Annotated in this window: 23 protein-coding genes; 14 read left to right on the top strand and 9 right to left on the bottom strand. The window is 51.9% G+C overall.

Annotation, left to right across the window (positions count from 1 at the left end):
* Positions 1–41 precede the first annotated feature (41 nt).
* From pdxR to DHN43_RS16425, 5 genes are all read left to right on the top strand, one after another.
* On the top strand, positions 42–1,556 hold the full coding sequence (gene pdxR, locus DHN43_RS16445; RefSeq protein WP_108819329.1) for a MocR-like pyridoxine biosynthesis transcription factor PdxR: 1,515 nt from the start codon (positions 42–44) through the stop codon (positions 1,554–1,556).
* A 293-nt stretch (positions 1,557–1,849) separates the two neighbouring features.
* Positions 1,850–2,836, top strand: coding sequence for a taurine ABC transporter substrate-binding protein (locus DHN43_RS16440; protein ID WP_108819328.1), 987 nt, complete (start codon positions 1,850–1,852; stop codon positions 2,834–2,836).
* Positions 2,837–2,959: 123 nt separating this feature from the next.
* Complete coding sequence (locus DHN43_RS16435) at positions 2,960–3,742, top strand: taurine ABC transporter ATP-binding protein (RefSeq protein WP_093519057.1); 783 nt, start codon at positions 2,960–2,962, stop codon at positions 3,740–3,742.
* A 9-nt stretch (positions 3,743–3,751) separates the two neighbouring features.
* Entirely contained in the window at positions 3,752–4,621 is an 870-nt protein-coding gene (locus DHN43_RS16430) for an ABC transporter permease (protein ID WP_057464094.1), read from the top strand.
* 333 nt (positions 4,622–4,954) lie between these two features.
* Positions 4,955–5,824, top strand: a complete 870-nt coding sequence (locus DHN43_RS16425) for an SDR family oxidoreductase (protein WP_108819327.1) — start codon at positions 4,955–4,957, stop codon at positions 5,822–5,824.
* 6 nt (positions 5,825–5,830) lie between these two features.
* On the opposite strand, the gene DHN43_RS16420 is transcribed toward DHN43_RS16425, so the two are convergent.
* Both DHN43_RS16420 and DHN43_RS16415 read right to left on the bottom strand, forming a co-directional pair.
* The gene (locus DHN43_RS16420) at positions 5,831–6,541 is read right to left on the bottom strand and encodes a UTRA domain-containing protein (protein WP_108819326.1); all 711 of its coding nucleotides are present in this window, start codon (positions 6,539–6,541) and stop codon (positions 5,831–5,833) included.
* 43 nt (positions 6,542–6,584) lie between these two features.
* Positions 6,585–7,961, bottom strand: coding sequence for a formimidoylglutamate deiminase (locus tag DHN43_RS16415; RefSeq protein ID WP_108819325.1), 1,377 nt, complete (start codon positions 7,959–7,961; stop codon positions 6,585–6,587).
* A 274-nt stretch (positions 7,962–8,235) separates the two neighbouring features.
* Between DHN43_RS16415 and hutI the strand changes: the two genes are divergently transcribed.
* The 7 genes from hutI to DHN43_RS16380 all read left to right on the top strand — a co-directional run bounded on the left by hutI (position 8,236) and on the right by DHN43_RS16380 (position 17,104).
* Entirely contained in the window at positions 8,236–9,471 is a 1,236-nt protein-coding gene (gene hutI / locus DHN43_RS16410; RefSeq protein WP_108819324.1) for an imidazolonepropionase, read from the top strand.
* A 14-nt stretch (positions 9,472–9,485) separates the two neighbouring features.
* Entirely contained in the window at positions 9,486–11,054 is a 1,569-nt protein-coding gene (gene hutH / locus DHN43_RS16405) for a histidine ammonia-lyase (protein ID WP_108819323.1), read from the top strand.
* On the top strand, positions 11,055–11,882 hold the full coding sequence (gene hutG, locus DHN43_RS16400; RefSeq protein ID WP_108819322.1) for an N-formylglutamate deformylase: 828 nt from the start codon (positions 11,055–11,057) through the stop codon (positions 11,880–11,882).
* 11 nt (positions 11,883–11,893) lie between these two features.
* On the top strand, positions 11,894–13,579 hold the full coding sequence (hutU, locus tag DHN43_RS16395) for a urocanate hydratase (RefSeq protein ID WP_108819321.1): 1,686 nt from the start codon (positions 11,894–11,896) through the stop codon (positions 13,577–13,579).
* A 159-nt stretch (positions 13,580–13,738) separates the two neighbouring features.
* On the top strand, positions 13,739–14,839 hold the full coding sequence (locus DHN43_RS16390) for a TRAP transporter substrate-binding protein (RefSeq protein ID WP_108819320.1): 1,101 nt from the start codon (positions 13,739–13,741) through the stop codon (positions 14,837–14,839).
* A 190-nt stretch (positions 14,840–15,029) separates the two neighbouring features.
* Positions 15,030–15,548, top strand: a complete 519-nt coding sequence (locus DHN43_RS16385; RefSeq protein ID WP_063286674.1) for a TRAP transporter small permease subunit — start codon at positions 15,030–15,032, stop codon at positions 15,546–15,548.
* A complete protein-coding gene (locus DHN43_RS16380) occupies positions 15,545–17,104 on the top strand; it encodes a TRAP transporter large permease (protein ID WP_108819319.1) in 1,560 nt (519 codons plus the stop codon). The genes DHN43_RS16385 and DHN43_RS16380 overlap by 4 nt, the downstream gene beginning before the upstream one ends.
* Before the next feature lie 53 nt (positions 17,105–17,157).
* Here the strand turns inward: DHN43_RS16380 and DHN43_RS16375 are convergent, their stop codons facing one another.
* Complete coding sequence (locus DHN43_RS16375) at positions 17,158–17,514, bottom strand: winged helix-turn-helix transcriptional regulator (RefSeq protein ID WP_057464141.1); 357 nt, start codon at positions 17,512–17,514, stop codon at positions 17,158–17,160.
* A gap of 84 nt (positions 17,515–17,598) precedes the next feature.
* Here DHN43_RS16375 and DHN43_RS16370 point away from each other — a divergent pair, with 84 nt between their 5' ends.
* Positions 17,599–18,048 carry a GFA family protein gene (locus tag DHN43_RS16370; RefSeq protein ID WP_063286673.1) on the top strand — a complete coding sequence of 150 codons (450 nt, stop codon included), beginning with the start codon at positions 17,599–17,601 and terminating at the stop codon, positions 18,046–18,048.
* 133 nt (positions 18,049–18,181) lie between these two features.
* On the opposite strand, the gene DHN43_RS16365 is transcribed toward DHN43_RS16370, so the two are convergent.
* The gene (locus tag DHN43_RS16365; RefSeq protein WP_057464104.1) at positions 18,182–19,444 is read right to left on the bottom strand and encodes a NupC/NupG family nucleoside CNT transporter; all 1,263 of its coding nucleotides are present in this window, start codon (positions 19,442–19,444) and stop codon (positions 18,182–18,184) included.
* A gap of 577 nt (positions 19,445–20,021) precedes the next feature.
* Between DHN43_RS16365 and DHN43_RS16360 the strand changes: the two genes are divergently transcribed.
* A complete protein-coding gene (locus DHN43_RS16360; RefSeq protein ID WP_063305476.1) occupies positions 20,022–20,948 on the top strand; it encodes a LysR substrate-binding domain-containing protein in 927 nt (308 codons plus the stop codon).
* A 31-nt stretch (positions 20,949–20,979) separates the two neighbouring features.
* Here DHN43_RS16360 and DHN43_RS16355 read toward each other — a convergent pair whose 3' ends face one another.
* From DHN43_RS16355 to DHN43_RS16335, 5 genes are all read right to left on the bottom strand, one after another.
* Positions 20,980–22,077 (bottom strand): ABC transporter ATP-binding protein, encoded by a 1,098-nt coding sequence (locus DHN43_RS16355; RefSeq protein WP_108819318.1) that lies wholly within the window; start codon positions 22,075–22,077, stop codon positions 20,980–20,982.
* Between the two features lies 1 nt (position 22,078).
* Positions 22,079–23,143, bottom strand: a complete 1,065-nt coding sequence (locus DHN43_RS16350; RefSeq protein ID WP_108819317.1) for a Gfo/Idh/MocA family oxidoreductase — start codon at positions 23,141–23,143, stop codon at positions 22,079–22,081.
* Entirely contained in the window at positions 23,140–23,985 is an 846-nt protein-coding gene (locus DHN43_RS16345) for a carbohydrate ABC transporter permease (protein ID WP_199914825.1), read from the bottom strand. Before DHN43_RS16345 ends, DHN43_RS16350 begins: the two co-directional genes overlap by 4 nt.
* A 7-nt stretch (positions 23,986–23,992) precedes the next feature.
* Positions 23,993–24,946, bottom strand: a complete 954-nt coding sequence (locus tag DHN43_RS16340) for a carbohydrate ABC transporter permease (RefSeq protein WP_244306780.1) — start codon at positions 24,944–24,946, stop codon at positions 23,993–23,995.
* Positions 24,947–25,019: 73 nt separating this feature from the next.
* Complete coding sequence (locus DHN43_RS16335) at positions 25,020–26,276, bottom strand: ABC transporter substrate-binding protein (protein ID WP_108819315.1); 1,257 nt, start codon at positions 26,274–26,276, stop codon at positions 25,020–25,022.
* Positions 26,277–26,308: the final 32 nt, after the last annotated feature.

Below are 26,308 nucleotides of genomic sequence, written 5' to 3'. Positions count from 1 at the left end.
ATGCTGATACTTCACTCGTGATTTGGAGGGAGGGGCCAGCCATGAGATACAGCTTGTTTTCCGTTGACCGGGATGACAGTACGACGCTGCAAAGCCAGATCAGGGAGATGCTCGTCTCTGCTATTCTTTCCGGCCAACTTGCTGAAAACACACCGGTTCCTTCAACGCGTGCGTTGGCGAAACGGTTGAGTGTTTCGCGTAACACGGTCATGCTGGCCTATCAGGCACTAGCGGCGGATGGGTATCTGATCACCCGTGAACGATCCGGCTTTTATGTGTCGCCAGAGGTGATTGAGAATCTGGGACAGCTGCCTGATCGGGTCCAGCCCAAGGAACAAGTTCCCGGTGATCGTGTGGATTGGGCTTCCAAGTTGCGGCTTACACCGTCCACTCAATTCAATATTTTGAAAACCGAGAATTGGCACAGCTATCCCTACCCGTTCATCTACGGTCAGGTGGACCCAACTCTGTTTCCCATCAGTGCGTGGCGGGATTGTGTACGCCAGACAATGAGCATCAAATGGCTGGATGCCTGGACGGATGACCGCTTTACGGCTGATGATCCGATGCTGATTGAGCAGATCCAGCGGCGCATTCTGATCCGGCGTGGTGTGATTGCCGAATCTGACGAGATTCTGGTGACGATGGGTGCGCAAAATGCTCTGTTTCTGATCGCGCATTTGTTTGTGAAACCGGACACACCTGTTGCAGTGGAAGACCCCGGATATCCAGATGTGCGAAACATCATGCGACTCAGGAGTTCCGACATAAGGGCCATTCCTGTGGATGAGGAAGGCATACGGGCCGACATGCTTGGGGATGCAAAGCTGGTATATGTGACGCCGAGCCATCAGTTCCCCACCAACACCACGATGACGATGAAACGCCGTCGCGAGGTGCTGGAATGGGCGGCCCAGTCCGACGCTCTGATTATTGAAGATGATTACGAGTACGAGACCAACTATCGCGGACAACCGACCGCTGCTTTGCGGTCTGTCGATGCATCTGGCCGGGTGCTTTATGTGGGCAGCCTTTCCAAGTCCATCATGCCGGGGCTGAGGATTGGGTTTATTGTGGCACCCAAGCCGGTGATAAAGGAAATCCGCGCCATGCGCCGACTGATGCTGCGGCATCCGCCGGGCAACAACCAGCGCAGTGTTGCGTTGTTTCTGGCGCAGGGCTCACAGGATGCGTTGATCAGCAAGCTGCACCATGCCTATTCAAGCCGCTGGAATGCACTGAGCGAAGCTATGGAAACGCACTTTCCCGGCTGGGCGCAGGTTTCTGCGTTTGGTGGATCGTCCTTCTGGGTGAGCGGGCCACCTGAACTGGATGCAACAGTTCTTGCCCAAGAGGCGCTTAAGCAGGGTGTATTGATTGAACCGGGGAACGTGTTCTTTGCAGATGCGAACCAAGGTAAAAACTATTTCCGCCTTGGTTTTTCTTCAATCCATGCCGATAAAATTCCAAAGGGCATAGAATTACTATCGGAGACCGCAGATAAATTGTTGCGTCGCAGCACAAAAAGTAGAGATTGCTCATATACATCGGCATGAACATAGGATTCTTCGTTTATTTATACAGAGGAAACACTGTTATTGAGAGCCATCAATCTAATCTTCCGCAGAGATATTGGGAATAATATTGGCAGATTGGGCACTTATAAATGAATGAGGATCGAGAAATACTGTCTGGTTCCATCGGGATTCACAAACTGGCACTACCGGGACTTGCGGTTTCATAGTGTCCTCAATTGCTGAAAGCTTAGGTTTAAGAAGTCCCAATAATAAGGAACGCGCAAAAATAACGAGGGAATAAGAACTTAGCACCGCACAGGGGGAGAATAGAGATGGCATTGAAGAAGCTTGCAGGAAAACTGGCTCTTGCAGCAGGCATGGTCGCGAGCCTTGGTATGAGCTCTGCTCACGCGCTTGATAAAATCACCGTAGCCTATTTTCTGGAATGGCCCACCGCGAACCAAGCAGCTCAAATTGATAAGACCTATGACGAAGCGCTGGGTCTGGAAGTTGAGTGGCGTGCGTTCGGCAATGGAAACGAAATGGTGCAGGCCATGGTTTCCGGCGATGTGCAGATCGCGTACAGCAATGGGTTCGTACCTTTCGTTGTTGGTGTTTCCTCCGGTGCTCCAATCAAACTTGTCGGTGTCGCCGTGACTTATGCAGAGAACGACCTCTGCATCGTGCGCAATGACACCGGTATCACCAAAGCAAATGCCAAGGAGTTAGAAGGCAAGAAAGTTGCTACTCCAATTGGTAACGTCACCCACTACAAGCTGATCCGCACGCTGGACCATTTGGGCGTTGACCTCAACAAGGTAAACCTTGTGCAAATGAACCCGGCAGATGCAGCAGTTGCTGTTTTGCGCGGTGATGTAGCAATGGGCTGCGCCTTTGGCGGTGCGCTTGACCGGATGAAAACAGTTGGCACTCCGTTGATGACAGGTGCGGAACAGGAAGCCGTTGGCATCAATACCTTTGATGTGGTGAATGTGACCAGCGATTTTGCCGCTGAACATCCTGAGCTGGTGAAGAAGTTCATGGAAGTCACCAATCAGGCGAACACCGCTTACAACACAGACCCTAGTGCCATGTATGACAAGATTGCGCGCGCTGCGGGTATGGACATTGAGCCCGCGAAGAAGATGATCGCGAACTTTGGCTTCCCAACCAATGAAGAGCAGTTGAGTGAGAACTGGCTCGGCGGCGGCATTCAGGCTGCAGCTAAAGGCGTGGCAGATGTCATGGTTTCTGCTGGTGGACTTGATGAAGCGCTGGATGATTACTCCCAGTTCGTCGACGCAAGTTACCTTAAATAAAAGACTTTTGAAAATGGCGGGCAATGTCCCGCCATTCTTCCAATAAAAAGACCGGGCGAACCAGGCATTTTCCAAAGAACCGGGAGAAGCGCTTTGAGTGGAATAGTTGCCGACAATATCTCTATGGTGTTCACCCTTCCCAACGGTGATCAAGTCCATGCTCTCAACAACGTCAATTTGAATGTGAAGGACGGTGAAATCATCTCCGTTCTTGGTCCATCGGGATGCGGTAAAACAACTCTTCTCAACATCATTGCAGGCTTTCTTCGCCCTACCTCCGGTAAGATCATCCGTGAGAATGTGGAGGTGACTGGCCCTGGTTCTGACCGCGGAATGGTGTTTCAGCAGGGCGCCTTGTTTGAATGGATGACAGTTGAGAAGAACATCGCATTCGGGCCCAAAATGGCAGGGCGGCCTGCAGCGGAGACCAAACGTAAAGTGGATGAGCTTTTGCAGATTGTCGGACTGCAGGATTTTGGCAAAAAGCCAGTTTATCAGCTCTCCGGCGGCATGCAGCAACGCGTCGCATTGGCCCGCTGTCTTGCTAATGATCCGGAAGTGATCCTGATGGATGAGCCTCTTGGCGCGCTGGATGCTTTGACCCGCGAGAAGATGCAGAGCCTTGTGCTGAAGCTTTGGAAAGAGACGCGCAAGACCATCATTCTCATCACACACTCTGTTGAAGAAGCCTTGTTCCTTGGGGAGCGGCTTATCGTGATGGCTCCGCGTCCGGGCCGTATTCTACGTGAGTACGAGTTGCCGTTTGCGGATCGCGGACTGGTGGAGAGCCCGCGCCAGATCAAAGCTTCCCATGAGTTTGTGGAGACGCGTGAAGAAATCCTGTCCCTTATTTGGGGTATGGAAGAAGAGATTATGGGCAATGACCAAGAACTTGAACCAGCATAGGAGGCCAACATGAGCAAACACCATACACCGCCTTCAGGAGTCTCCGTCTGGCTCGGGCTCAAAGACAATGTTTTCACACAGCAGAAGACCGTTCGCTTTGGTGATGCCAGCGCGGTTAATTCAGGTCGATTTTATTCGATCCTGACTGTTGTCATTCTGCTGTCTGCCTGGGGTATTGCCAGCGCACTCGGCATGCTGGAAAGCTTCTATTGGCCGTCAGTCAATGCAACTCTCACCCGGATGGGCAAGTTGCTTTCTGAAGGTTTCCGTAATGTTGCCTTCTGGGATCACATTGGTATTTCGGTGTTTCGCGTCCTTGGAGGTGTGCTGTTAGGGGCACTTGTTGGCATTCCTCTTGGACTGGCCATGGGCCTTTCCTCAATTGCGCGTGGTTTATTCGATCCAATCGTGGAGTTCATGCGTCCGATCCCACCGCTTGCTCTGATTCCACTGATCATTCTGTGGTTTGGTATTGATGAGACTGCGAAGATCTTCCTGCTGTTTCTGGCGTCTTTGTTTATCATGACCATTGCAGCGCGATCTGGCGTAAACAGCGTCAAGATCACCAAGGTGCATGCTGCTTATTCGCTTGGAGCATCTCGTACACAGATCCTCTTTCATGTGATTTTGCCAAACGCACTGCCAGAGATTTTCACCGGCCTCAGAACCGCCATGGGCGTTTGCTGGGGCACTGTTGTTGCCGCGGAACTGGTTGCAGCGGACAAGGGCGTTGGTTCCATGATTATGATTGCAAAGAACTTTTTACAAACGGATACGGTGGTGATCGGGATCATGGTCATCGGGCTCATCGGGTACACCATTGAGCTTGGTATGCGGTATTTGGAACGCTTGCTCATTCCATGGCAAGGCAAAGGCTGATTGCAGCCAAAGGCCACTCAAAACCAGAAGGGAAGAGCTGAAGGGCTCTTCCCTTTTTTGCATATCCACTTTGTCCTGAAACCTTGACTATGAACAATTAGCGGTTGATTTTGTCCGTGGAAGCTCCCATTTTTTGAGAGTGTGGTTGAGAGCTATGTCAGTCTTTTTTTTTGCACTAACTCATCCTACAGCAACTTAAAAATCTATCGCCTTTTGAAGAGCTGCTATTGCACGTGAGTTCCTTCTGCGGGCGAAACACCCAAAAGGCATTCAGCGCTTTAATTTTGTTGGCAGCAGACCTTTTGCGGCACCTGATCGTTTGAGGGAATTGTAATGAAGACCGTCGTAATTGCAGGCGCAACCGGCTATCTGGGCTCTTATCTCACCTCCTATTATCAGCGGGAGGGCTGGTGTGTCCGTGCTCTTGTTCGCAATGAACAGGTTGCCCGCACGAAGGGCCTTGAAGCCAGTGAGTTTTTTGAGGGTGAAGTCACTCAACCGAACAGCTTGATCGGGCTGATGGATGATGTTGACCTTGTCGTCTCTGCGCTTGGTATTACCCGCCAAAAAGACGGCTTGAGCTACAACGACGTAGATTTTCGCGCCAACAAGAATCTGCTTGATCTCGCAATAGAAAACAGTGTCCCTCACTTTGCGTATGTCCATGTGCTGAACGCGAGCAAACTGTTGAATGTGAAACTGGTACGCGCCAAGCAGCACTTTGTTGAGGTGCTTCAGTCGGCGCCAATCAAAAGCACAGTTATTTCTCCAAGCGGCTACTTCTCCGATATTGAGGAGTTCTGGGGCATGGCGAAATCTGGCCGGGTTTACATGTTTGGTTCTGGAGACTTCCGCATCAATCCGATCCACGGGGCTGACCTCGCCGCAGCTTGCTTTGAGATTATCGAAGAGGGCCAAGCCTATGCCGAGGTTGGCGGACCAGTGAAGTATACGCACAACGAGTTGGCTGAGATCGCCTTTAAGAGCTTGAGCAAGAAAGCCAAGATCACGCATTTACCCAATTGGATCAGCGTTGCGCTGCAGCGAGCGCTGGAGACATTCACTTCCGTGAAAACATATGGGCCGATCCAGTTTTTCCTGAGTGCCATGCGAATGGATATGATCGGGAAATGCTACGGCAAAATCCGGTTGGAAGATCACTTCGCTCAATTGGTGCAAAAGGAAAAGCAGAATCCCAGCTAAGTCTTTCTAGTTGAAAGTGGGGATTGCCGAACTGCGTGTTGCCATACGATAGCGACTTCCAGGGTGCACAAGGCGCACATAGGTTATGCCCTGCCCCGAAATCCACGTACGACGCTCAATTGTGAAAACAGGCTCACACTCTTGTAGCTGCAGAAGCCGTTGCTCTTCGGCAGTAGCTTTGTCAGCGCGAAAGACATGTTCAATATTTGGGTGTGGGACACGTTTCAAGAGCCATTCATTTGGGCCGATATCTGCGAAGCTCTCCTGCGAAGCCTCAGGCAGTGCAGAAATGTTGATCCAACGCACATCAAGTTGCTGCGGAATGCCGTCACCATAATGCAGGCTTTTGAGAAAAAGAGCTTTCTCGTTTTGCTCCAATCCAAGCTGGGCACGAACATCTTCCGGCGGCAGCGCTTCCAAGCGCTCCAGTAATAAGTACTTATAAGACTGATCTTTGTTTTCGATTTCTTGCCGGATCACTGGAATAGAAATGGTTGCAGGATGGGATTTCGGCTGAACGACACGGGTTCCAGCTTTGCGGCGACGTTCAACCAGTCCGGCATCCGCGAGTTCTCGCATGGCACGGTTGACTGTTGATCGAGTGCACCCGAACTCCTCAGAAAGCGCTTGCTCGCTTGGCAACAAATCACCTGGCTGCCATTGCTGGCTGGTGATCCGTTCCTGCAAAATGCCTCTAATTTCCTTATAGGATCGCAAGCGCTTGTCCTGTCATTTTCAAATGAGATTGATTGCGGCGTTGTTAGGCTGCTTCCAGCAAAACTGCAAGCTGTTCTCTATATTTAGCCGTGATCGCTGCGCGGTGGATGTGCTGCCCATCTTTCACCATGTGGCGTCCAGCTGACCAAACATCAGTCACGACACGGTCATCACCTGCAAAAATCCAATAGTCGAGATATTGGTCGGGTTTCAGGCCGGCAAACTCAACACGAGTGGTGTCGATTGCGACCACATCAGCCAAATGCCCTTCCTTCAGCTCTCCCGTGTTGCGACCAAGTGCTTGTGCGCCGCCTTTTGCAGAAGCCTGATACATGGCGGTACCGACAGAGCCTTCTCCGCGCAACATGACATTGCGAGACTGATCACGCAGGCGTTGGCTGTATTCGAGAATGCGCAATTCTTCAGAGAGCGAGATGCGCAAGTTACTGTCTGAGCCCACGCCATAGACGCCGCCAGCTTCGATAAATGTTGGTCCGTTGAAGATGCCGTCGCCGAGGTTTGCCTCTGTGATTGGACAGAGACCTGCAACCGCACCTGCTTTTGCCATGGCCACTGTTTCTTCTGTAGTCATGTGGGTCGCATGCACAAAACACCAATTATCTTGCACGTCAACATTGCTCAATAACCATTCGATTGGCCGTGCACCCAGCCACTCCTGAACAGATTCCACTTCCTTCATCTGCTCTGAGATGTGGATGTGAACAGGCTTGCCCGTAAACGTAGCCGCGATCTCACGCAACTGCGATGGATTGGTTGCCCGCAGTGAGTGAGGTGCAATGCCGACCTGACAATCAGCGGGAAGATGGGCGGCCAGCGTTTTCGACGCTTGCTCGATGAGTTGCAGATGACGTTCCAGATCATTACCAAACCGCAGTTGACCGCCAGTGAGTGGCTGCTCGCCTGCTCCGCCATAGGAATACAACACCGGCAGATGCGTGAGGCCAATGCCTGTCTGGCTGGCGGCTGCAAAGATGCGATCACTCATTTCTGTGAGGGTGTCGTATGGCGTTCCGTCAGCTTGGTGATGGAGGTAGTGGAATTCACCCACACTGGCGTAGCCAGCCTCTAACATCTCCATGTAGACCAGCGCTGCGATTGCCTCAGCTTGCTCCGGGCGCAACTGGCCCAAGAAGCGATACATGAGCTCACGCCAGGTCCAGAAACTGTCTTTCCCCTTTTGGCGCACTTCTGTCATGCCAGCCATTGCGCGTTGGAAGGCATGTGAATGCAAGTTGGCAGGGGCAGGACTGATCATTCTGCTTTTGCCGGAAACCTCTTCGCCCTCAGGTTTTACCTCAGTCTCAACGGCTTTGATTGTGCCGTTGTCGTCCAAGCGCAAGCGCACATTTTCGGTTAGACCAGTGGGAAGTAAAGCCTGCCCTGCAAAGATGGTTTTCATTGCTCACTCAATAGGTTTGATGTGAAACGATGATCAGCTCAGATCATTTTTACATTAATAAGCATATACATAAATGCAACTCACACAACCACACCATTCTTCTAAGATATCACCATATAATGATAATAATGGCTGAATTTAGCTATTTATTCAGTCTCCTCAGATGCATTGACTCAAAAATTACGCACACTGCACATTTTTTATGTATAGACATTAAGCGATTTCCATGTAGATTTTTACTGAAGTGAATTCACGTGGAATCTCGGGAGGGTCCATGACAAGCGGGAGAACCGTACTCACCAACCTGACAGCTGCAACTCTTTCTGAGCAGTCGGATGGTTATGGCCTGATCCATAGCGCAGCGATTGCCATTGAAGACGACACAATCTGTTGGATTGGTCCTAAGCTGGAGTTGCCAGAGGACTGGAAAGGCACTGCGCAAACGGACCTTGGCGGGCGCCTTGCAACACCGTCCCTCGTTGATTGCCACACGCATATTGTCTATGGCGGTTCCCGTGCTCGTGAGTTTGAGATGCGGTTGAATGGTGCGACCTACGAGGAGATTGCCCGTGCCGGTGGTGGTATTCGTTCCACTGTTGCTGCAACGCGCGCTGCCAGTGAAGAAGACCTGTTAGCCGATGCATTGCCACGCGTTGATGCGTTGCTGGCGGAGGGGGTGACACTTCTGGAGATTAAGTCCGGTTATGGGCTGGATCTGAATACCGAGCTGAAAATGCTGCGAGTTGCCCGCAAGATCGGTGAACTTCGGCCAGTCAAGGTCCTGACCACCTTCCTCGGCGCACATGCGTTGCCGCCTGAGTATGAAGGACGCAGTGATGCCTATATCAGCTTTGTTTGCAATGAAGTGCTCCCTGCTGTTCAGGCCGAGAACCTTGCTGATGCGGTTGATGCTTTCTGCGAAGGGATTGCGTTTTCACCTGAGCAGGTCAGTCGCGTATTTGACCGGGCACAGGAGCTTGGCCTGCCAGTTAAAATTCATTCTGAGCAGCTTTCTAATCTTGGTGGCACGGCTATGGCAGCCAGCCACAAAGCGCTTTCCGCTGATCATCTGGAGTATCTGGATGCCACCGGTATTGCGAGCATGAAGGAAGCTGGAACTGTTGCCGTTCTGCTGCCGGGCGCATTCTACTTCCTGCGTGAAATTCAACATCCTCCTCTTCAGGAATTGCGCGATGCTGGTGTTCCGATTGCTCTGGCGACAGATGCCAATCCGGGGTCCTCTCCCCTCACCTCGCTTCTGCTGTGTATGAACATGGCGTGCACCTTGTTTCGCATGACACCGCAGGAAGCGCTGGCCGGGATTACTCGCAATGCAGCCCAAGCACTGGGGCAAGCGGAAACTTGCGGGACTTTGGAAGCAGGCAAGCAGGCAAACATTGCGATCTGGGATGTTAAGGAGCCAGCCGAACTGGCCTACCGGATCGGGTTCAACCCACTGAACCGCCTGTATTTCCTCGGCAAAGACATCACAAAAACACAAGCAAATTAAGCACTGAGGCATTTATGACTAGTTCCCCCACCGTCTCTTCCAAACCTAAGCTGGTTTTAAAACCGGGAGAAATTGCACTTTCTCAGCTTCAGCAGATCTATCGCACCGAGGCCAATGTTGAACTGGACCGCTCTTGCAAAGTGGGCGTTGAACGGGCTGCTGCTGTTGTGCATGCAGCGGCACAGGGCGATACACCGGTGTATGGGGTGAATACGGGATTTGGGAAGCTTGCTTCTGTCAAAATCCCTAGCGATGATACTGCTACCCTACAGAGAAACCTCATTCTTTCGCATTGCTGCGGCGTTGGTGATGTGCTGCCGCAAAACATTGTGCGTTTGGTGATTGTGCTAAAACTCGCCTCGCTGGGTCGTGGCGCATCTGGTGTACGGTGGGAGTTGATTGAGTGTCTTGAGCAGATGCTGACGCACAATGTTGTGCCCGTGGTTCCGGGTCAGGGAAGCGTCGGCGCTTCCGGTGACCTGGCTCCGCTTTCTCACGTTGCAGCTGTGATGCTCGGTGAAGGAGAGGCCTTCTTTGGCGGTGTGCGTGTTTCTGGCAAAGAAGCAATGCAGTTGGCTGGTATTCCGACTATTCAGCTAGCAGCGAAGGAAGGCCTTGCGCTAATCAATGGCACGCAGGTTTCAACTGCGCTTGCTCTTGCGGGTCTGTTCCAAGCACATCGTCTTGCGAAGACTGCGTTGATTACCGGTGCTATGTCCGTTGATGCGTTGATGGGTTCTGGCGCTCCGTTCCGCCCTGAGATCCATGAGCTGCGCGGTCATAAAGGCCAGATTTCTGCCGCCGCGACCATTCGCGAGCTGATGTCTGGCTCAGCGATCAGAGAAAGCCACCGCGAAGATGATGAGCGCGTGCAAGATCCGTATTGCCTGCGCTGCCAACCTCAGGTGATGGGCGCTGTGCTGGGGCTTCTTGCTCAGGTTGCTTATACGCTTGAGATTGAAGCTAATGCAGTGACTGATAACCCGCTTGTTTTCAAAGACGGCTCTATTGTTTCCGGTGGCAATTTCCATGCTGAACCAGTTGCGTTTGCTGCTGACCAGACCGCTCTCGCCATTGCCGAGATTGGCGCGATCTCGCAGCGCCGGATTGCTACGCTGGTTGACCCAGCACTCAACTACGGTCTGCCACCGTTCCTGACGCCAAATCCGGGCCTCAACTCCGGCTTTATGATCGCGGACGTGACCTCTGCTGCCCTTTACAGTGAGAACAAACAGCGTGCGGCACCTTGCTCTGTGGATTCGACGCCGACCAGTGCCAATCAGGAAGACCATGTTTCCATGGCAACCCATGCGGCGCGGCGCCTGATTGATATGAATGCGAACCTTTCTCAGATCATCGGCATTGAACTGCTGATGGCCGCTCAGGGCATTGAGTTCCGTATACCGCTCAAAACCAGCCCAATCTTGCAGGAGGTTATCGCAGCTGTACGCACTGAGGTAGAAGAATTGGAAGATGATCGCTACATGGCGCCGGATCTGGAAAAAGCGGCTGAACTTGTTGCTTCTGGTCGAATTTTTGATGCTGCCAGCAAAGCTCAGTTTTTCAAGTTAGAGGAGGCCTGATTGACTTATTCCTTCTCCCCCCTGATCAAACGAGGCGACAGCCCGATTGTGCTGGCTCAGCCGCATGGGGGCACTGATGTGCCTTTAAACATCTGGGACAGGTTCAACACGGTGGGACAAGCGCTGGCCGATACGGACTGGCACATCAATCGCCTTTATGACGGTCTGCTAGAAAACGCGAGTGTAATCCAGACACCCGTGCACCGTTATGTGATTGATGCCAATCGCGACCCTTCAGGTGTCTCGCTTTATCCGGGGCAGAACACGACCACTCTTTGCCCGCTGACTGACTTTGACGGACGCCCGATTTACCGTGACGGGCAAGAGCCATCTGAGGATGAAGTTGAAGAACGTCGCGCTAAGTTCCACGCACCGTATCACGAGGCGATTGCCGAAGAGCTGGAGCGTGTGCGGCAGAAGTTTGGTGTTGCTGTTCTTTACGACTGCCATTCCATCCGCTCCAACATCCCGTTTCTGTTTGAAGGCGAACTACCAGTCTTCAACATTGGCAGTAATGTTGGGCAGACCTGTGCTCCGATGATTGAGCAGATCACCGTTGATGCTTGCCGGCAGGATGACAGCGTGGAAACGGTGGTCAATGCCCGCTTTAAAGGCGGCTGGACTACACGCCATTATGGCAAGCCCGAGACTGGCATGCATGCCATTCAGATGGAGACAGCGCAGCGGGCCTATATGTTTGAGCAGAGCCCGTGGGCTTACGCTCCAGAGCGCGCGGACAAGACGCGCGCCACTCTCAAATCCATTCTTACTCAGTTAGAAGCGCAGGCCCTTGCAGGGGCATTTTCAAACGCCAGTACAAGTCGCTAACGGAGCCGACAATGACCGATACGCTCACTCAAGACCCTCGCAAGAATACGCGCGATATCTTTCCACCAACCGGGCCAGAGTTGAATGCCAAGAGCTGGCTGACGGAAGCACCGTTGCGCATGCTCATGAACAACCTGCACCCTGATGTGGCTGAAAACCCGCATGAGCTGGTGGTGTATGGTGGCATTGGCCGTGCTGCGCGCACCTGGAAAGATTTCGACACCATTGTCGATAGCCTCAAAAAGCTGGAAGCTGATGAAACCTTGCTGGTTCAGTCCGGTAAGCCGGTTGGTGTGTTCCGCACGCATGAGAATGCACCGCGTGTTCTAATCGCTAACTCCAACCTTGTGCCGCATTGGGCGAACTGGGATCACTTCAACGAACTGGATAAAAAAGGTCTGGCGATGTACGGCCAGATGACTGCGGGCTCGTGGATCTACATCGGCTCACAGGGCATTGTTCAGGGCACTTACGAAACCTTCGTTGAGGCAGGCCGTCAGCACTATGGTGGAGATCTGAAAGGCAAATGGATCCTGACTGGTGGCCTTGGCGGTATGGGTGGCGCTCAGCCGCTTGCAGCAGTCATGGCCGGAGCGTCTTGTCTGGCCGTTGAGTGTAACGAAGACAGCATCGATTTCCGCCTACGCACCAAATACGTCGATGAGAAAGCCAAGACGCTTGATGAAGCGCTGGAGATGATTGAGCGTTGGACGGCTGCAGGTGAAGCCAAGTCTGTTGGTTTGCTCGGCAATGCCGCTGACATTTTTGCTGAACTGGTTGAGCGTGGTGTTCGTCCGGATATCGTGACAGACCAGACGTCTGCTCATGACCCGATCAATGGATACCTGCCACAGGGCTGGACCATGGCGCAGTGGAAAGAAAAACGCGAGAGCGATCCGAAGGCCGTTGAGAAAGCCGCACGTGCATCCATGAAAGTGCATGTGAAAGCGATGCTGGACTTCCATGAACGCGGTATTCCGACCGTAGATTACGGCAACAACATCCGTCAGATGGCATTTGAGGAAGGCTTAGAGAACGCCTTCGACTTCCCGGGCTTTGTCCCTGCCTACATTCGTCCGTTGTTCTGTAAAGGTGTTGGTCCGTTCCGTTGGGCAGCGCTTTCAGGTGATCCAGAGGACATCTACAAGACAGACCAAAAGGTGAAGGAACTCATTCCTGATGATCCGCACCTTCATAACTGGCTGGACATGGCGCGAGAGCGTATTTCCTTCCAAGGGTTGCCAGCACGTATCTGTTGGGTCGGTCTGGGTCAGCGTCACCGTCTCGGTCTTGCATTCAACGAAATGGTCCGCAACGGTGAGCTGAAGGCACCGGTTGTGATTGGTCGTGATCATCTGGATTCCGGCTCTGTTGCGTCGCCAAATCGTGAAACGGAATCCATGATGGATGGCTCTGATGCTGTTTCTGACTGGCCGCTGCTTAATGCGCTGCTGAACACTGCTTCTGGTGCAACATGGGTGTCTCTGCACCATGGCGGTGGTGTTGGCATGGGCTTTTCTCAGCATTCCGGCATGGTGATTTGTTGTGACGGAACGAAAGAAGCTGATGAGCGTGTTGGCCGTGTGCTGTGGAATGACCCAGCGACAGGTGTCATGCGCCATGCGGACGCAGGCTACCAATTGGCAATTGATTGCGCCAAGGAGAATGGTTTGAACTTACCATCTCTAGGTAAGTAACTGACTCGGGAGCACAAACCTTTCCTGATTGAGTCAGTTCCTCCACTTCCGGGCAAACTGGTCTAGCCGCGTATTCTGGCACTCCAGACTTTAAACAAAAACCGATGAGGGACCGCAGTTCGCGGCCCCTTGTTATTCTAATTTTTGAGGGGAAAAATTATGAAAAGACGTGATTTTCTTAAGGGTGCAGGTGTTGCTGCAACTAGCATCACCGCTGCTTCTGCTTTGGCAGCTCCGGCTGTTGCTTCCGACAAGATCAAATGGAAGATGGTTACCTCGTGGCCAAAGAACCTTCCGGGTCCTGGCGTTGCAGCGCAGATGCTTGCAGATCGCATCACCATGCTTTCCGGTGGGCGCATTGAGGTGAAACTCTATGCAGCTGGTGAGCTGGTTCCGGGCCGTGGTGTGTTTGATGCAGTATCGGAGGGAACTGCTGAACTTTACCACTCTGTCCCTGCATACTGGGGCTCCAAGTCCAAAGGCTTCCTGCTGTTCGGTTCTCAGCCATTTGGTTTGACCGCTGACGAGCAATATGGCTGGATGGCGCATGGCGGTGGTCAAGCTCTCTATGATGAGATGTATGCGCGCTTTAACCTGAAGCCGTTCCTGTGTGGCAACTCTGGCCCACAAGCTGCTGGTTGGTTCCGCACTGAGATCAATTCTGCTGAAGACCTGAAGGGACTGCGCTTCCGTACCACTGGTCTTGCTTCTGAGATGTGCACCAAGATGGGCATGGCTGTTCAGGCAATGGGTGGCCGCGACATGTTCCAGGCGCTTCAGACAGGAACACTGGATGCCGGTGAGTTTATTGGTCCCTGGACGGACTCTGCTCTAGGCTTCTATCAGGTTGCCAAGAACTATTACTTCCCAGGTGTGGGCGAGCCATCTTCAGCTGAAGAATGTGCTGTGAACTCTGAGGCTTACAATGCACTCCCGGATGACCTGAAGCAGGTTGTCGCGTTTGCGTGTTCCTCGCTCTACAACGATGTTTGGACTGAATACACCACCAACCATGCTAAGGCATTGAAGATGCTGGTTGCGGAAAAAGGTGTCATGGTTCGCAACATGCCAGAAGACGTTATTCTGGCAATGGGCAACGCTGCTGGTGAAGTGATTGGCGAACTGCGCCAGAATGATGACGAGCTGGTGAAACGCATCACAGAGAGCTTCCTCACTTATCGTGAATCCATGAAGGAATACAAACCTCTGGCAGATAATGGCCAGATGAATATGCGCCTTCTGGACATCAACTACGGTTAAGTTGCAGTCTTCTGGCTAACTCCCGGTTTGTCAGAATTTTCCGCGCAATACTCAGTCGGGGTACATCACCCCGGCTGCTCTCCTGCTTTCCTCAGCTTCGTGCGTTCCTTTCTCCGAAAGCCAACAGCTACTTTTCGAAGGTGCGCTCTAGAAAGCCAAGAAAAAACTCTGGCCTGATCGGATTCCACCGATGACCTCTGTTGTCTTGAAACTCGACGCTATCAACCGAATGGTTGGCCATACCATTCGTTGGTTTGCGTTGTTTATGTTGCTTTTGCAGTTTGCGATTGTTTTGCTGCGCTATCTGTTTGGCATCAGCTACATCTTTCTCGGCGAAGGCGTGCTCTACATGCATGCCGCCGTTTTCATGCTTGGCGCGGGCTATACGCTTCTGGCTGACAAGCATGTGCGCGTTGACATCTTCTATGGGCAGGCCTCACCCAAGGCCAAAGCCATCATCAATCTGATTGGCGCCTTGCTCTTTCTGTTGCCAACTGTCGGGCTGCTGCTCTGGATCAGTTGGCCGTTCGTTTCCAACAGCTGGAAGATCCTAGAGGGGCCGATCTCTGTTGGCGGCATACCTGCGAGCTTTTTGCTTAAGAGCCTTATTCCAGCATTTTGTGGCCTTCTGATCATTCAGGGTATTTCTGGCATTTTGCGCGACGGCCTCTTCTTGTGTGGTGTTGATGTTGAGGAGCCAAAGCTGTGATTGAGTTTCTCGATATCTTTATGTTTGCCGGCTTGTGCTTTGCGATTTTGCTGGGCTACCCCGTTGCCTTCACAATTGCTGGTGTGGCCGTTCTCTTCGCAATTCTTGGAGCGCTGGCTGGCACATTTGATACCGGCCTGCTGGGTGCGCTTTCGCAGCGCATTTTTGGCACGATGACAAACAACGTGCTGATTGCGATCCCGCTCTTTGTCTTCATGGGGCTTGTGCTTGAACGCAGCCGCATTGCTGAAGACCTGCTGGAAGAAATGGGCAAGTTGTTCGGTTCTCTTCGTGGCGGTTTGGGTATTTCCGTTGTGCTCGTTGGTGGGTTGCTCGCAGCTTCCACTGGTATTGTGGGTGCAACTGTGGTGACGATGGCATTGATTGCTTTGCCAACGATGCTGCGTAATGGTTACGATCCGAAACTAGCTGCTGGTACAGTTTGTACAGCAGGCACTTTGGGGCAGATTATCCCCCCTTCAACGCTTTTGATCATTCTTTCTGAGGTGATGTCCAACGCCTATCAGCAGGCTCAGTTTGCTGAGGGCAAGTTCACCGTTGAGACAATCAGTGTTGGGCAGACATTTGCTGCAGCGCTGATCCCCGGATTGATGTTGGTGGGTGTCTACATCATCTATTTGCTTGTCCGCGCTTATCTTCAGCCTAGCTGTGCGCCTGCTATGGACAAGCAAGTGCTGGGTACAACTTCAGTGCGCCGTATTGCGTCTGTGCTCATTCCACCTGTGGCGCTGATTATTGCTGTTCTGGGCTCAATTTTGGGCGGTGTCGCGACACCAACAGAAGCTGCCGCGGTTGGTGCTGTTGGCGCTTTGCTGCTTGCTGGTTTCCGGCTGAGCAACGGCAAATCCAACCTCCTGCTCGGAGCAAGCGTCATCGCATTGCTGGCAGTGATTACTCTTGCAGGCTTTACGACTATTCGCTTGCAAAAGAGCGAGCTGACAGCTGCGGACTGGGGCTTGGCGTTTGTTGCGATTGTGCTATTGATCATCGGCATCAGTGGTCTGCTGCAAAGCGTGATGCGCATGTGGCGATCTCAGCTTTTAGCGCCAGTGATGACCAATACGCTTTCGATTTCGGCCATGATCTTTGCGACCATTATTGGTGCGAGTGTGTTCTCGCTGATCTTCCGCGGCCTCGGTGGTGATACACGTATTGAAGAGCTGATTTCTGCGATGCCAGGCGGTGAAATGGGGGCCTTACTGTTTGTAATGGCCTTGATCTTCGCACTGGGCTTCTTCATGGACTTCGTTGAGATCTCGGTGATCTTGCTTCCGATCGTAGGCCCTACCCTGCTGATGATGGGCTTTGATCCAATCTGGCTCTCCGTAATGATAGCCATCAACCTGCAAACCAGCTTCCTGACACCGCCGTTCGGATTCTCTCTGTTTTACCTGCGCGGGGCAGCTCCGCCTGAGATCACAACAGGCATGATCTACAAAGGGGTGTTGCCTTACATCCTGCTGCAGATTGTCGGGATGGCACTGGTCTGGTTCTTCCCTCAGATAGCGACATGGTTGCCGTCAGTCTTATTCTGATCGCAGGGCATCATTTGAAGTTGGGAAAGGCTGGATATCGCGTCCAGCCTTTTTCATGGGTTCATTTCCATGAAGCTCTCCGGCGGGATCCAGGTTTCCGGCATATGCTTGTTGGCCCATCGGCACATTTCCTGAAGCACAGGTAGAATATCCCTTCCCGTCTCAGACAAGAGATATTGGTAGCGCTTTGGGTTCGGTTGATAGAGCTCCTTTTTCACCAATCCAGCCGCTTCCAACTGGTTGAGGCGCACAGTCAGAACGCTCGTTGTTATCTTCTCCGGTGAGCTCAGGAACTCTGAAAAGATCTTCTTTCCATTGAACATGTCGCGCAGGATCAGGAGGCTCCAACGGTCACCCACTATATCCAGTGTATTTGCGATCGGGCAGCCGGAACGGTTTTCGGTTGACATACCGCCAATCCCTCCTATGGTGAATAGTGACTTGCAATTTACAAGTCACTAAGTCATCTCTCAACACTGACTAAGGATAGTATCATGGAAAGCGCTTTTACAGGGTCCTGCCTTTGCGGGAATGTACAGCTGAAATCCACAATGAAGCCACAGATTACCGCACACTGTCACTGTGATGACTGTCGCAAGTCGTCCGGAACAGGACATTGCACTCATGCAGCTCTGCCCAAAGAGGCGGTTGAAGTGACTGGGGAGCTCACATTTTTCGACAAGCCTGCAAATAGTGGAAATGTGGTCACAAGGGGCTTTTGCCCAACCTGCGGCAGTGCTGTTTACTCACTCAACTCAGCCATGACAGATTTGATCTTTGTGCGTGCATCTGCTGTTGACCAGCCGGAGGTCATCGAGCCTCAGGTAAACGTGTATTCCAGTAGAGCACCATCGTGGGATGAGATTGATCCGAAGCTTCCGGCATTCCCGGAAATGCCTCCGCAAGGCTCACGAGAAGTTATCGAAGAAGGCGTTAGCAGCTAACGCTTCATTCCTGTGATGCAGGCAAGCGTTCACCCCCAACGTAGCGCGGCCTGTCTTTCTAAAACAAATAGAAACGGGGGGAGCAAAGCTCCCCCCGTCGCAGGCAATTCAGAGATTAAGGAAGAAAACTCTCTTACATTGCCAAGGAGATAAAGATACCTGCGATCGCTGCGCTCATGAGGTTGGAGCAGGTTGCTGCCAACAGAGTGCGAGGACCGTACTTCGCGATGAAGTTCATGCGGTTTGGAGCCAGAACACCCAGACCACCAATGAGAATGCCCATGGAAGAGATGTTCGCGAAGCCGCAGAGAGCAAAGGAAACGATTGCCTTGGTCTTTTCCTGAATGACAGGCAGGCCCATGTCGATTGCAGTGGCATCTACGAGGTAGTTCTTCAGGTCGAGATACGCCACGAATTCGTTGACGACCAGTTTTTTACCGATCAGAGAACCTGCAACACCGATGTCAGCCATTGGAACACCCAGCAGGTAAGCGATTGGAGCGAAGATCCAGCCGAGGATCATTTCCAGAGACAAGCTGAAGCCTGCCAGATCACCAACACTGCCGAGGATCAGGTTCACCAGAGTGATGAGACCGATCATTGCAACAAGGTTTGCACCGATCGCGCCAGCAAGCTGAAGACCATTCATTGCGCCCTGACCAGCAGCAGCCAGCACGTTTTCTGGCTTTTCGTCACCAAAGTCAGCGCTTGTGTCTACTGTGTAGTTCACTTCTTTGGTTTCAGGCATAATGAGTTTTGCGAAGAGAAGACCACCTGGTGCAGCCATGAAGGATGCAGCGAGCAGGAATTCGATCTTAACACCCATCAGCGCGTAGCCGCCGAGAACGGTACCAGCAACAGACGCCATACCACCGCACATGATAGCGAAGAACTCACTATCAGACATCTTAGGCATGTAAGGCTTCACAACCAGTGGAGCTTCTGTCTGACCAACAAAAACGTTGGAAACCGCAGACATGGATTCTGCCTGAGATGTACCGAGTAGTCTTGCCATGCCACCGCCGATGACACGAATGACGACCTGCATAACACCGAGGTGGTACAGAACTGCAATCAGAGCGGAGAAGAAAATAACGAGGCAAAGCACGTTGAAGGCAAACACGAAGCCAACAGTTTCAGAAAGTGAACCGTTGGTGAGGTTGCCGAAAAGGAAGTTAACGCCGGAACGACCACTGTCGATCACACCGGAAATGCCCTTTGACATTGCATGAAGAATAGCACGGCCAGCTGGAACGTAGAGCACGAAAGCGCCGATACCAATCTGTAGAGCCAGCGCACCACCTACGGTGCGGAGATTGATCGCCTTGCGATTGGTTGAAACCAATACAGCAATAACAATCAGTGTAGCGATGCCAAGAAAACCTGTTGCGAACATTATGAGCTCCTCCCAGAGGCTCTGAGGTAAGTTGTTGATTATGGTTGGGGAGAAATTTGAAGCGCCGGAAGGCGACTAACCGTACCCACCTTCACGTGGACAGTTGAGATGGCCACCCGCATCCAACAAATGTTTTGTCATTGAAAAACAATGCAAAACACCTGCGATTGTAGAACCTTCTAGTGCTTCATCAGGAATTGTCAGTGCTGAGGATATACACACGGTGGGAGTTCGCGAGTATGAGCCATCAGTCTCTGTGAACGTGCGGCATACGACAGGCGCAGTACACTCACCTTGCGTAGGTGCGAATGTGAACTGACCCGATTGCATAGTTTGCCTCACCTTTTATTTAATTCCCTTTGGTGAGGGCAACCTAGTTGCCTAAGAGGCAATTATTAAGTTTTTTAAATATATCAATCGTTTCGAAGTTCGAAACAAACTAGAAAATATTACGTAGAAAACCACGCCACATACGGATTATTTCGTAGATTATAGTTCTTACAGAACATATAGAATAAAAATAGTAGAACTTTAAGAGCTACAACCTAGAACAAAATAAGAATAACAAAACAAGTTCATGCACGATCTAATCACATCAGGCCGCATTACTTTGCGAATGCTGCGTTACTTCCATCAAGTGTCAGTAAGTGGACACTTTGGGCGTGCGGCGGAAGAGCTGCATATTTCTAAGTCACCTATGTCCATACAAATCAAAGAGTTGGAGGTTGCCCTGGGTCTCTCTCTCTTTCAGCGTGACTCACGAAATGTTTCTCTGACTGCTGCGGGACGCGTGTTGAAACGTGAGTGCGAGCAGATTTTCAATACGTTGGATTACGCCATCACCAACACCCAGCGGCAGGGACGTGCGGAAAACTCGACCCTCAGCATCGGGATGGTGAGCAGCGCCTTTCTGGATGGATTTGCGAACCTGCTCTCGGATTTCAAGAGCAAGCATCCAGATTGTTCTCTGAATTTTACCGAGTTGGCGCCCAATCAACAGAAGGAAGCGCTGGATGGCGGCATCATTGATCTGGGTATCTGCCGCTATGGCGATACACTCAATGAGCCAGCTTTAAACTCAAAAGTATTGGTGAGAGAAAACCTTACTCTGGCAGTGCCTAGCACGCACCCTCTCAAGGATCGCAGGGTGGTGGGACTGGAAGAGCTAAAAGATGAGGAAATGGCTGTTTTGGACCGAAGCATGTCCAACTCGACACCATTTTTGATTGCAAGATGTAAGGATCAGGGCTTCTATCCCAAAGCCGCTTTTGAGGTTCAGGAGCCGAGTACTTTGTTGGCGCTGGTTGCTTCCGGTCAGGCGATTGCTTTGGTTAGCGACTGTTTTCGTAGTCAGAAATCCAAGAATGTGCGTTTCATTCGCTTGAAGGAAGACATTCCGGCAGACCTTTGCGCAATTTACAAAAAGAACTATGAAACCGATATCTTGCGCAAGTTTCTGCAGTTTATCGAGTTTGACTACAAACCGCAGATTGATGAGAGCTGAGGGAAATCTGCATGTTCCCTCAGTTTAAGCCCTAAGCAGTTTCCTGTTCAGAAATGCTGACGTCCATCCGCTTGCCCGTATCAGCATTGAAGAGATGTACGCCCGACAATGTCAGCTCCACGTAGACCTGGTCACCAGTTCGGCGCGTTATCTCCGGGTCTTCGCGAACAACCATTTGCTCGCCAGTTTCCAACTCAACATGCACGTAAGTGGTGTCCCCCAGATACTCTTCCAGTAAGACTTCTGCCTTCAGATAGCTCTCCCCTGCTTCATCGTGCAAAATACCGTGAGACGGACGGATACCGAGTGTGACATTTGTCGGGATGACCGAGGCCTTGTTGGAGATAGGGAGTAGCGTCCTATCCTTAAGCTGCGCACTGTTTTCGCTCAGTTTTTCCAGCTGCAAAAAATTCATATTGGGCGAACCGATGAAACTGGCCACGAACAGGTTTGCTGGACGCTCATAAAGGTCTCGCGGTGTGCCGACCTGCTGGATCTTGCCGTCATTCAGAACCACAATACGATCTGCCAGTGTCATAGCCTCGACCTGATCATGGGTCACATACACCATGGTTGCTGACAGGCGTTGATGAAGGCGCGCGATTTCCAACCGCACTTGCCCACGCAATGCTGCATCCAGATTTGAGAGAGGTTCATCAAACAGGAAAATTTTGGGATCTCTCACAATCGCACGGCCAATTGCAACACGTTGGCGTTGTCCACCTGAGAGCTGAGAGGGCTTTCGGTCCATCAAGGCGTCCAGCTCCAGCGCACGTGCACTTTCAGCAACGCGATCCTTGATTTCTGCCTTTGAGTACCTTGCCTGCTTTAGGACCAGCTCCATGTTTCCTCGCACACTCAAATGCGGATAAAGCGCGTAGGTCTGGAAGACCATGGCGATCTCACGCTTCGATGGCGGTAGGTGTGCGATGGACTTGCCTTCAATGGCGATATCGCCCGCGCTTTCGTCTTCCAGCCCTGCCATGATGCGCAGGAGTGTGGATTTTCCGCAGCCGGATGGCCCGAGCAAGACGAGGAATTCACCGGATTGGATATCAAGGTTGATACCATCCAGCACATTCTCAGCACCGAAAGACTTGTAGAGGGATGAGATTTTCAAGTTAGCCATATTACAAGTCCAGTTTCTGAGCTGTGCCTGTGCGCACAGCCTGATCTGCCGCCAATACGACAGCCAGAGAATTTACCGCTGCATTCATGTGATCTTCTAAATTCAGCCCTTCACGGATAGCTGTGAGCACAAAGGCTTGCTCGCGATCACACAGGGCCTGATGCCCCGGTTCACCATCCATGCTGAGTACATCGTCTTTGCGTGTAAACTCGCCGTTCGCATCCGTTTCGCCGTAATGAACCCGGATGGTGGAGGTTTTGGTGTGCATATCGATATCGTCCGAACGGGCCTCGCCTTCCATAACAATCGAGACGCTGCCATTTTTCGAGACGACATCTTTTACGAAGAACGCAGTTTCCGACATCATCGGGCCCCACCCTGCCTCGTACCAACCGACGGAGCCATCCTCGAACTGGACTTGCAAATGGCCGTAATTGTACATATCCTCGGGCAGTTCATCACTCAGGCGCACGCCCATGCCACGCACTTCGACCGGCTTGGCGTCGGTGATCTGACACATGACGTCGATGTAGTGGACGCCGCAGTCGACAATCGGTGATGTGGTTTGCATCAGTTGTTTGTGGGTTTGCCATGTTGCGCCGCTGGACTGCTGGTTGAGGTTCATGCGGAAGACGTAAGGCCCGCCCAGTTTACGCGACTGCTCTATGAGGGTTGTCCATGATGGGTGATGGCGCAGGATATAACCAACCACCAGTTTACATCCCAGCTTGCGAGCAGTTTCCACGACACTTTGAGCATCTTCCAGAGTGGTTGCCAGTGGCTTTTCTACAAACACATCCGCCCCTGCTTCCATCGCCATGACTGCATATTCAGCATGGCTGTCTGAATAAGTGCAGATGGACACAAGATCGGGTTTGGTTTCGACCAGAGCCTGCGCAAAATCAGATTGGATAGTGTAGCCACTCAACTCTTCAGGCAATTCCACCGGTGATCGATTGACCAGCCCTACGATCTCAAATCCCGAATTGGTCTCATACGCCAGAGCATGGGACTTGCCCATGTTTCCTAGGCCAGCCACGAGCACGCGGATAGGTTTGTTACTCATTTGACTGCTCCAGATGTTAGGCCCCGAATAAGTTGGCGTGAAAAGAGCGTGTAGAGAATGAGGACTGGAATGACTGCCAGCGCCATAGCCGCGAGAATTGCGTTCCAGTTGTTGGAGTATTGCCCAACGAACACCTGAGCGCCCAGTGTGAGTGTTTTGGTGTGCTCTGCGGGGGCCAGAACGAGTGGGAACCAGAGATCATTCCAAATCGGGATCATAGAGAAAACAGCCACTGTTGCCATTGCGGGTCTGATGAGAGGCAGTACGAGGCGTAAGAAGATTGAGTATTCCGAAAGGCCATCAATGCGGCCAGCAGATTTGAGGTCTGATGACACTATCGACATGAACTCGGAGAGAATGAAGATCGCCAGTGGCAGGCCTTGCGCTGTGTAGACCAGTATGAGTGCCCAATGCGTGTTCACGAGATCTGTTGCGACCATCAGGCGGAGAATTCCGACAGTTCCCAAACGGATTGGGATCATAATGCCCAGCGCCATATAAAGACCCATGAGGCGATTACCGCGGAACTTGTATTCACTGAGCGCAAAAGCTGCCATTGCCCCAAACAGGAGAATGAGACACAAGCTCGCGCCGGTCACGAACAGCGAGTTCCAGAAATATAACGGGAAGTTGCCTTGCTGCAGCACTGTTGAATACCCAACCAGATCCAGTGTTTCGGAGGTTGGGAGTTCCAAGGGCTTGCGGAAGATTGCTTTTTTGGTTTTGAGCGAATTGATGAGAATGAGAAGAACAGGGAAAAGCGCGATCACTGCAAACGTGAGCAGGATTACATGCGCTCCCAGTTCTGCCATTCGGTTTCGTCTTGCACGAGAAATAGCCATTTGCGCCTCACATCTCGTAGCGGGTCAGCTTGCGCTGAATAAAGAAGAGATAGACAGCAACACCCATCAGGATGATGAAGAACATCACCGTCGCAATGGCGGCACCCATGTTGGGGTCACCGGGTTGCAACTGTTGCCCGTAGAACGTTCGATACAAGATCGTGCCCAGCAGGTCTGTCGAGAAGTTTGGCCCCGCAAGCGGCCCCTGCGTGGTGTAGATCAAGTCAAATGCGTTGAAGTTGCCTACGAAGGTTAAGATGGAAATGATGCCGATGGTTGGCAGGATCAGGACCAGCTTGATCTTGAAGAACTGGGAAATGCCGGTCACGCCATCACATTCAGCTGCTTCAATCACCTCATCAGGAATGGAGAGAAGCGCAGCATAAATCAGCATCATTGGAATGCCGATGAACTGCCAGACAGAGATGAGAGAAAGTGTAGTCAGCGCTGTTTCCTCTTTACCAAGGAACGGTAGATACCAACTGCCAACCCCGACAGACTTCATCAGACCTTTGGAAACGCCCCATAGCGGGGAGAGCATGAGCTTCCAGACGAACCCGACGACTACGAAGGACAGAAGGGTCGGCATGAAGATGGCTGTGCGATAAAACTTCTTGCCCGGCAGATGCACCATGGAGAGCAAAGCCGCAATCAGGACACCAATCGGATTTTGCACCAGCATATGGATCAGGAAGAAATAGCAGTTGTTCCAAAGCGAATTGAGGAACGGCTTGACCCAGTACGGATCGAAGAACAGCTTGATGTAGTTTTCCAAGCCGACAAACGAGATCACTTGCGTGGTCGTATCCCTTTGGAAGAACGAAAAGCGCAGGGTTTCGGCCAGCGGCAGGATCATGATCATCGTGTAAATGATGACTGCCGGTGCCAAAAAGACAAGTACATGCCAGCGGAGCGGCTTCTTCTTCCGCTCACTGACCATAAGGTCCTGTTCCAATTCCATCATCTCTCATTGCAATGCAGATGCGCGGGTCAGTCCGCACATCTGCTGTTTTGTATTCAGTCAGAGAGATGGCTTAATCCATCTGAGGTTCGTACCAGGCGCTCAGCCCCTTCTGAAGCTGGTTCGCTGCGTCCGCAGGTGTCTGCTTGCCATTGATGACGTTTGCAGACACGACCCACATTTCGTTCCAGAGGTTTGGAGTACCGCGAGAAACGATCTGTGCCGCAGAGCGGTTGGTGGACTGACAGTCTTTACGCCAGGAGATGAACTCGTCCGCCAATGGATCAGTGAGCGAGATCTCATGCTTGGACAAAGAGAAGAAGCCCGGCACAGCGTTGGAATAGAGTTCTGCAAACTCTTTGGTGCCCATCCACTCAAGGAACTTCATGGCAGCTTCAGAATTTGACGAGGCTGCATTCAGGCCAATGCCGATGTCAGTGTGGTCTGAGATGTAGCAGCTGTCACCCTCTGCTGGCAGAGGTGGACGGAAGGCGCCAAGCTCGAAGTCTGAATCGCGGTTGAAGCCTGCAATTTCCCAAGAGCCTGATGGATAGATTGCAGCGCGGCCCAGTGTGAACAGGGTTTGGCTATCCGGATAGGATTGAGCTTCATAGCCATCCCCAAGGTACGGCCCCCAGCTTGCCAGCACTTCAAACGGCTTTACCCAGCCATCATCCGTCAACTTGCCGGTGCCAGCAACGACTGCCTTACGACCTTCCTCACCTTTCCAGTACATTGGCCCAATATTCTGATAGCCCATTGCAGCGGATTCCCACTGATCCAACGTGCCCATCGCCATTGGGATGTAATTGCCGTCTTCCTTGATCTTGTCGAGAACAGCAATGAACTCTGCTTGAGTTTTCGGTGGTTCAACACCGACTTCAGCAAAAGCATCCTTGTTGTAGATGAAGCCGTGGATCACAGCGGCCATTGGCACACAGAAGGTTGCGCTGCCATCATCTGTGCTCCACGCCCCTTTTGCTGAATCCGGGAAGTTGTCGAGGGTTGCCATGCCCTGCAGGTTCTTCAGGTAACCTTTGCTGTAAAGATCCAGCGACCCATCAAACGGACGGCATGTGATCAGATCACCAGCGGTTCCACCTTCCAGCTTTGCATTCAGTGCAGCGTTGTATTGCGTTGGAGCTGTTGGCGAGAATCTGATTTTGACCTCTGGATGCGCCTTCATAAACGCAGGCAGAATGGTTTCCTGCCAGATGCTCAAGTCGTCGTTACGCCAGCTCTCAATTGTCAGTTCTGAAGCAGCAAAAGCAAAGGATGCGGAGCCCAAAAGCAGGGATGCAGCAATGCCTGATGACAAATAGTGTTTCATTATTTCCTCCCATAACAAATAATCGAATACCG

Source organism: Pseudovibrio sp. Alg231-02 (genome assembly GCF_900143565.1).
Classification (GTDB): domain Bacteria; phylum Pseudomonadota; class Alphaproteobacteria; order Rhizobiales; family Stappiaceae; genus Pseudovibrio.
Note: the sequence above shows the minus strand (reverse complement) of the source record. Positions and strands in the feature narration are given on the sequence as shown.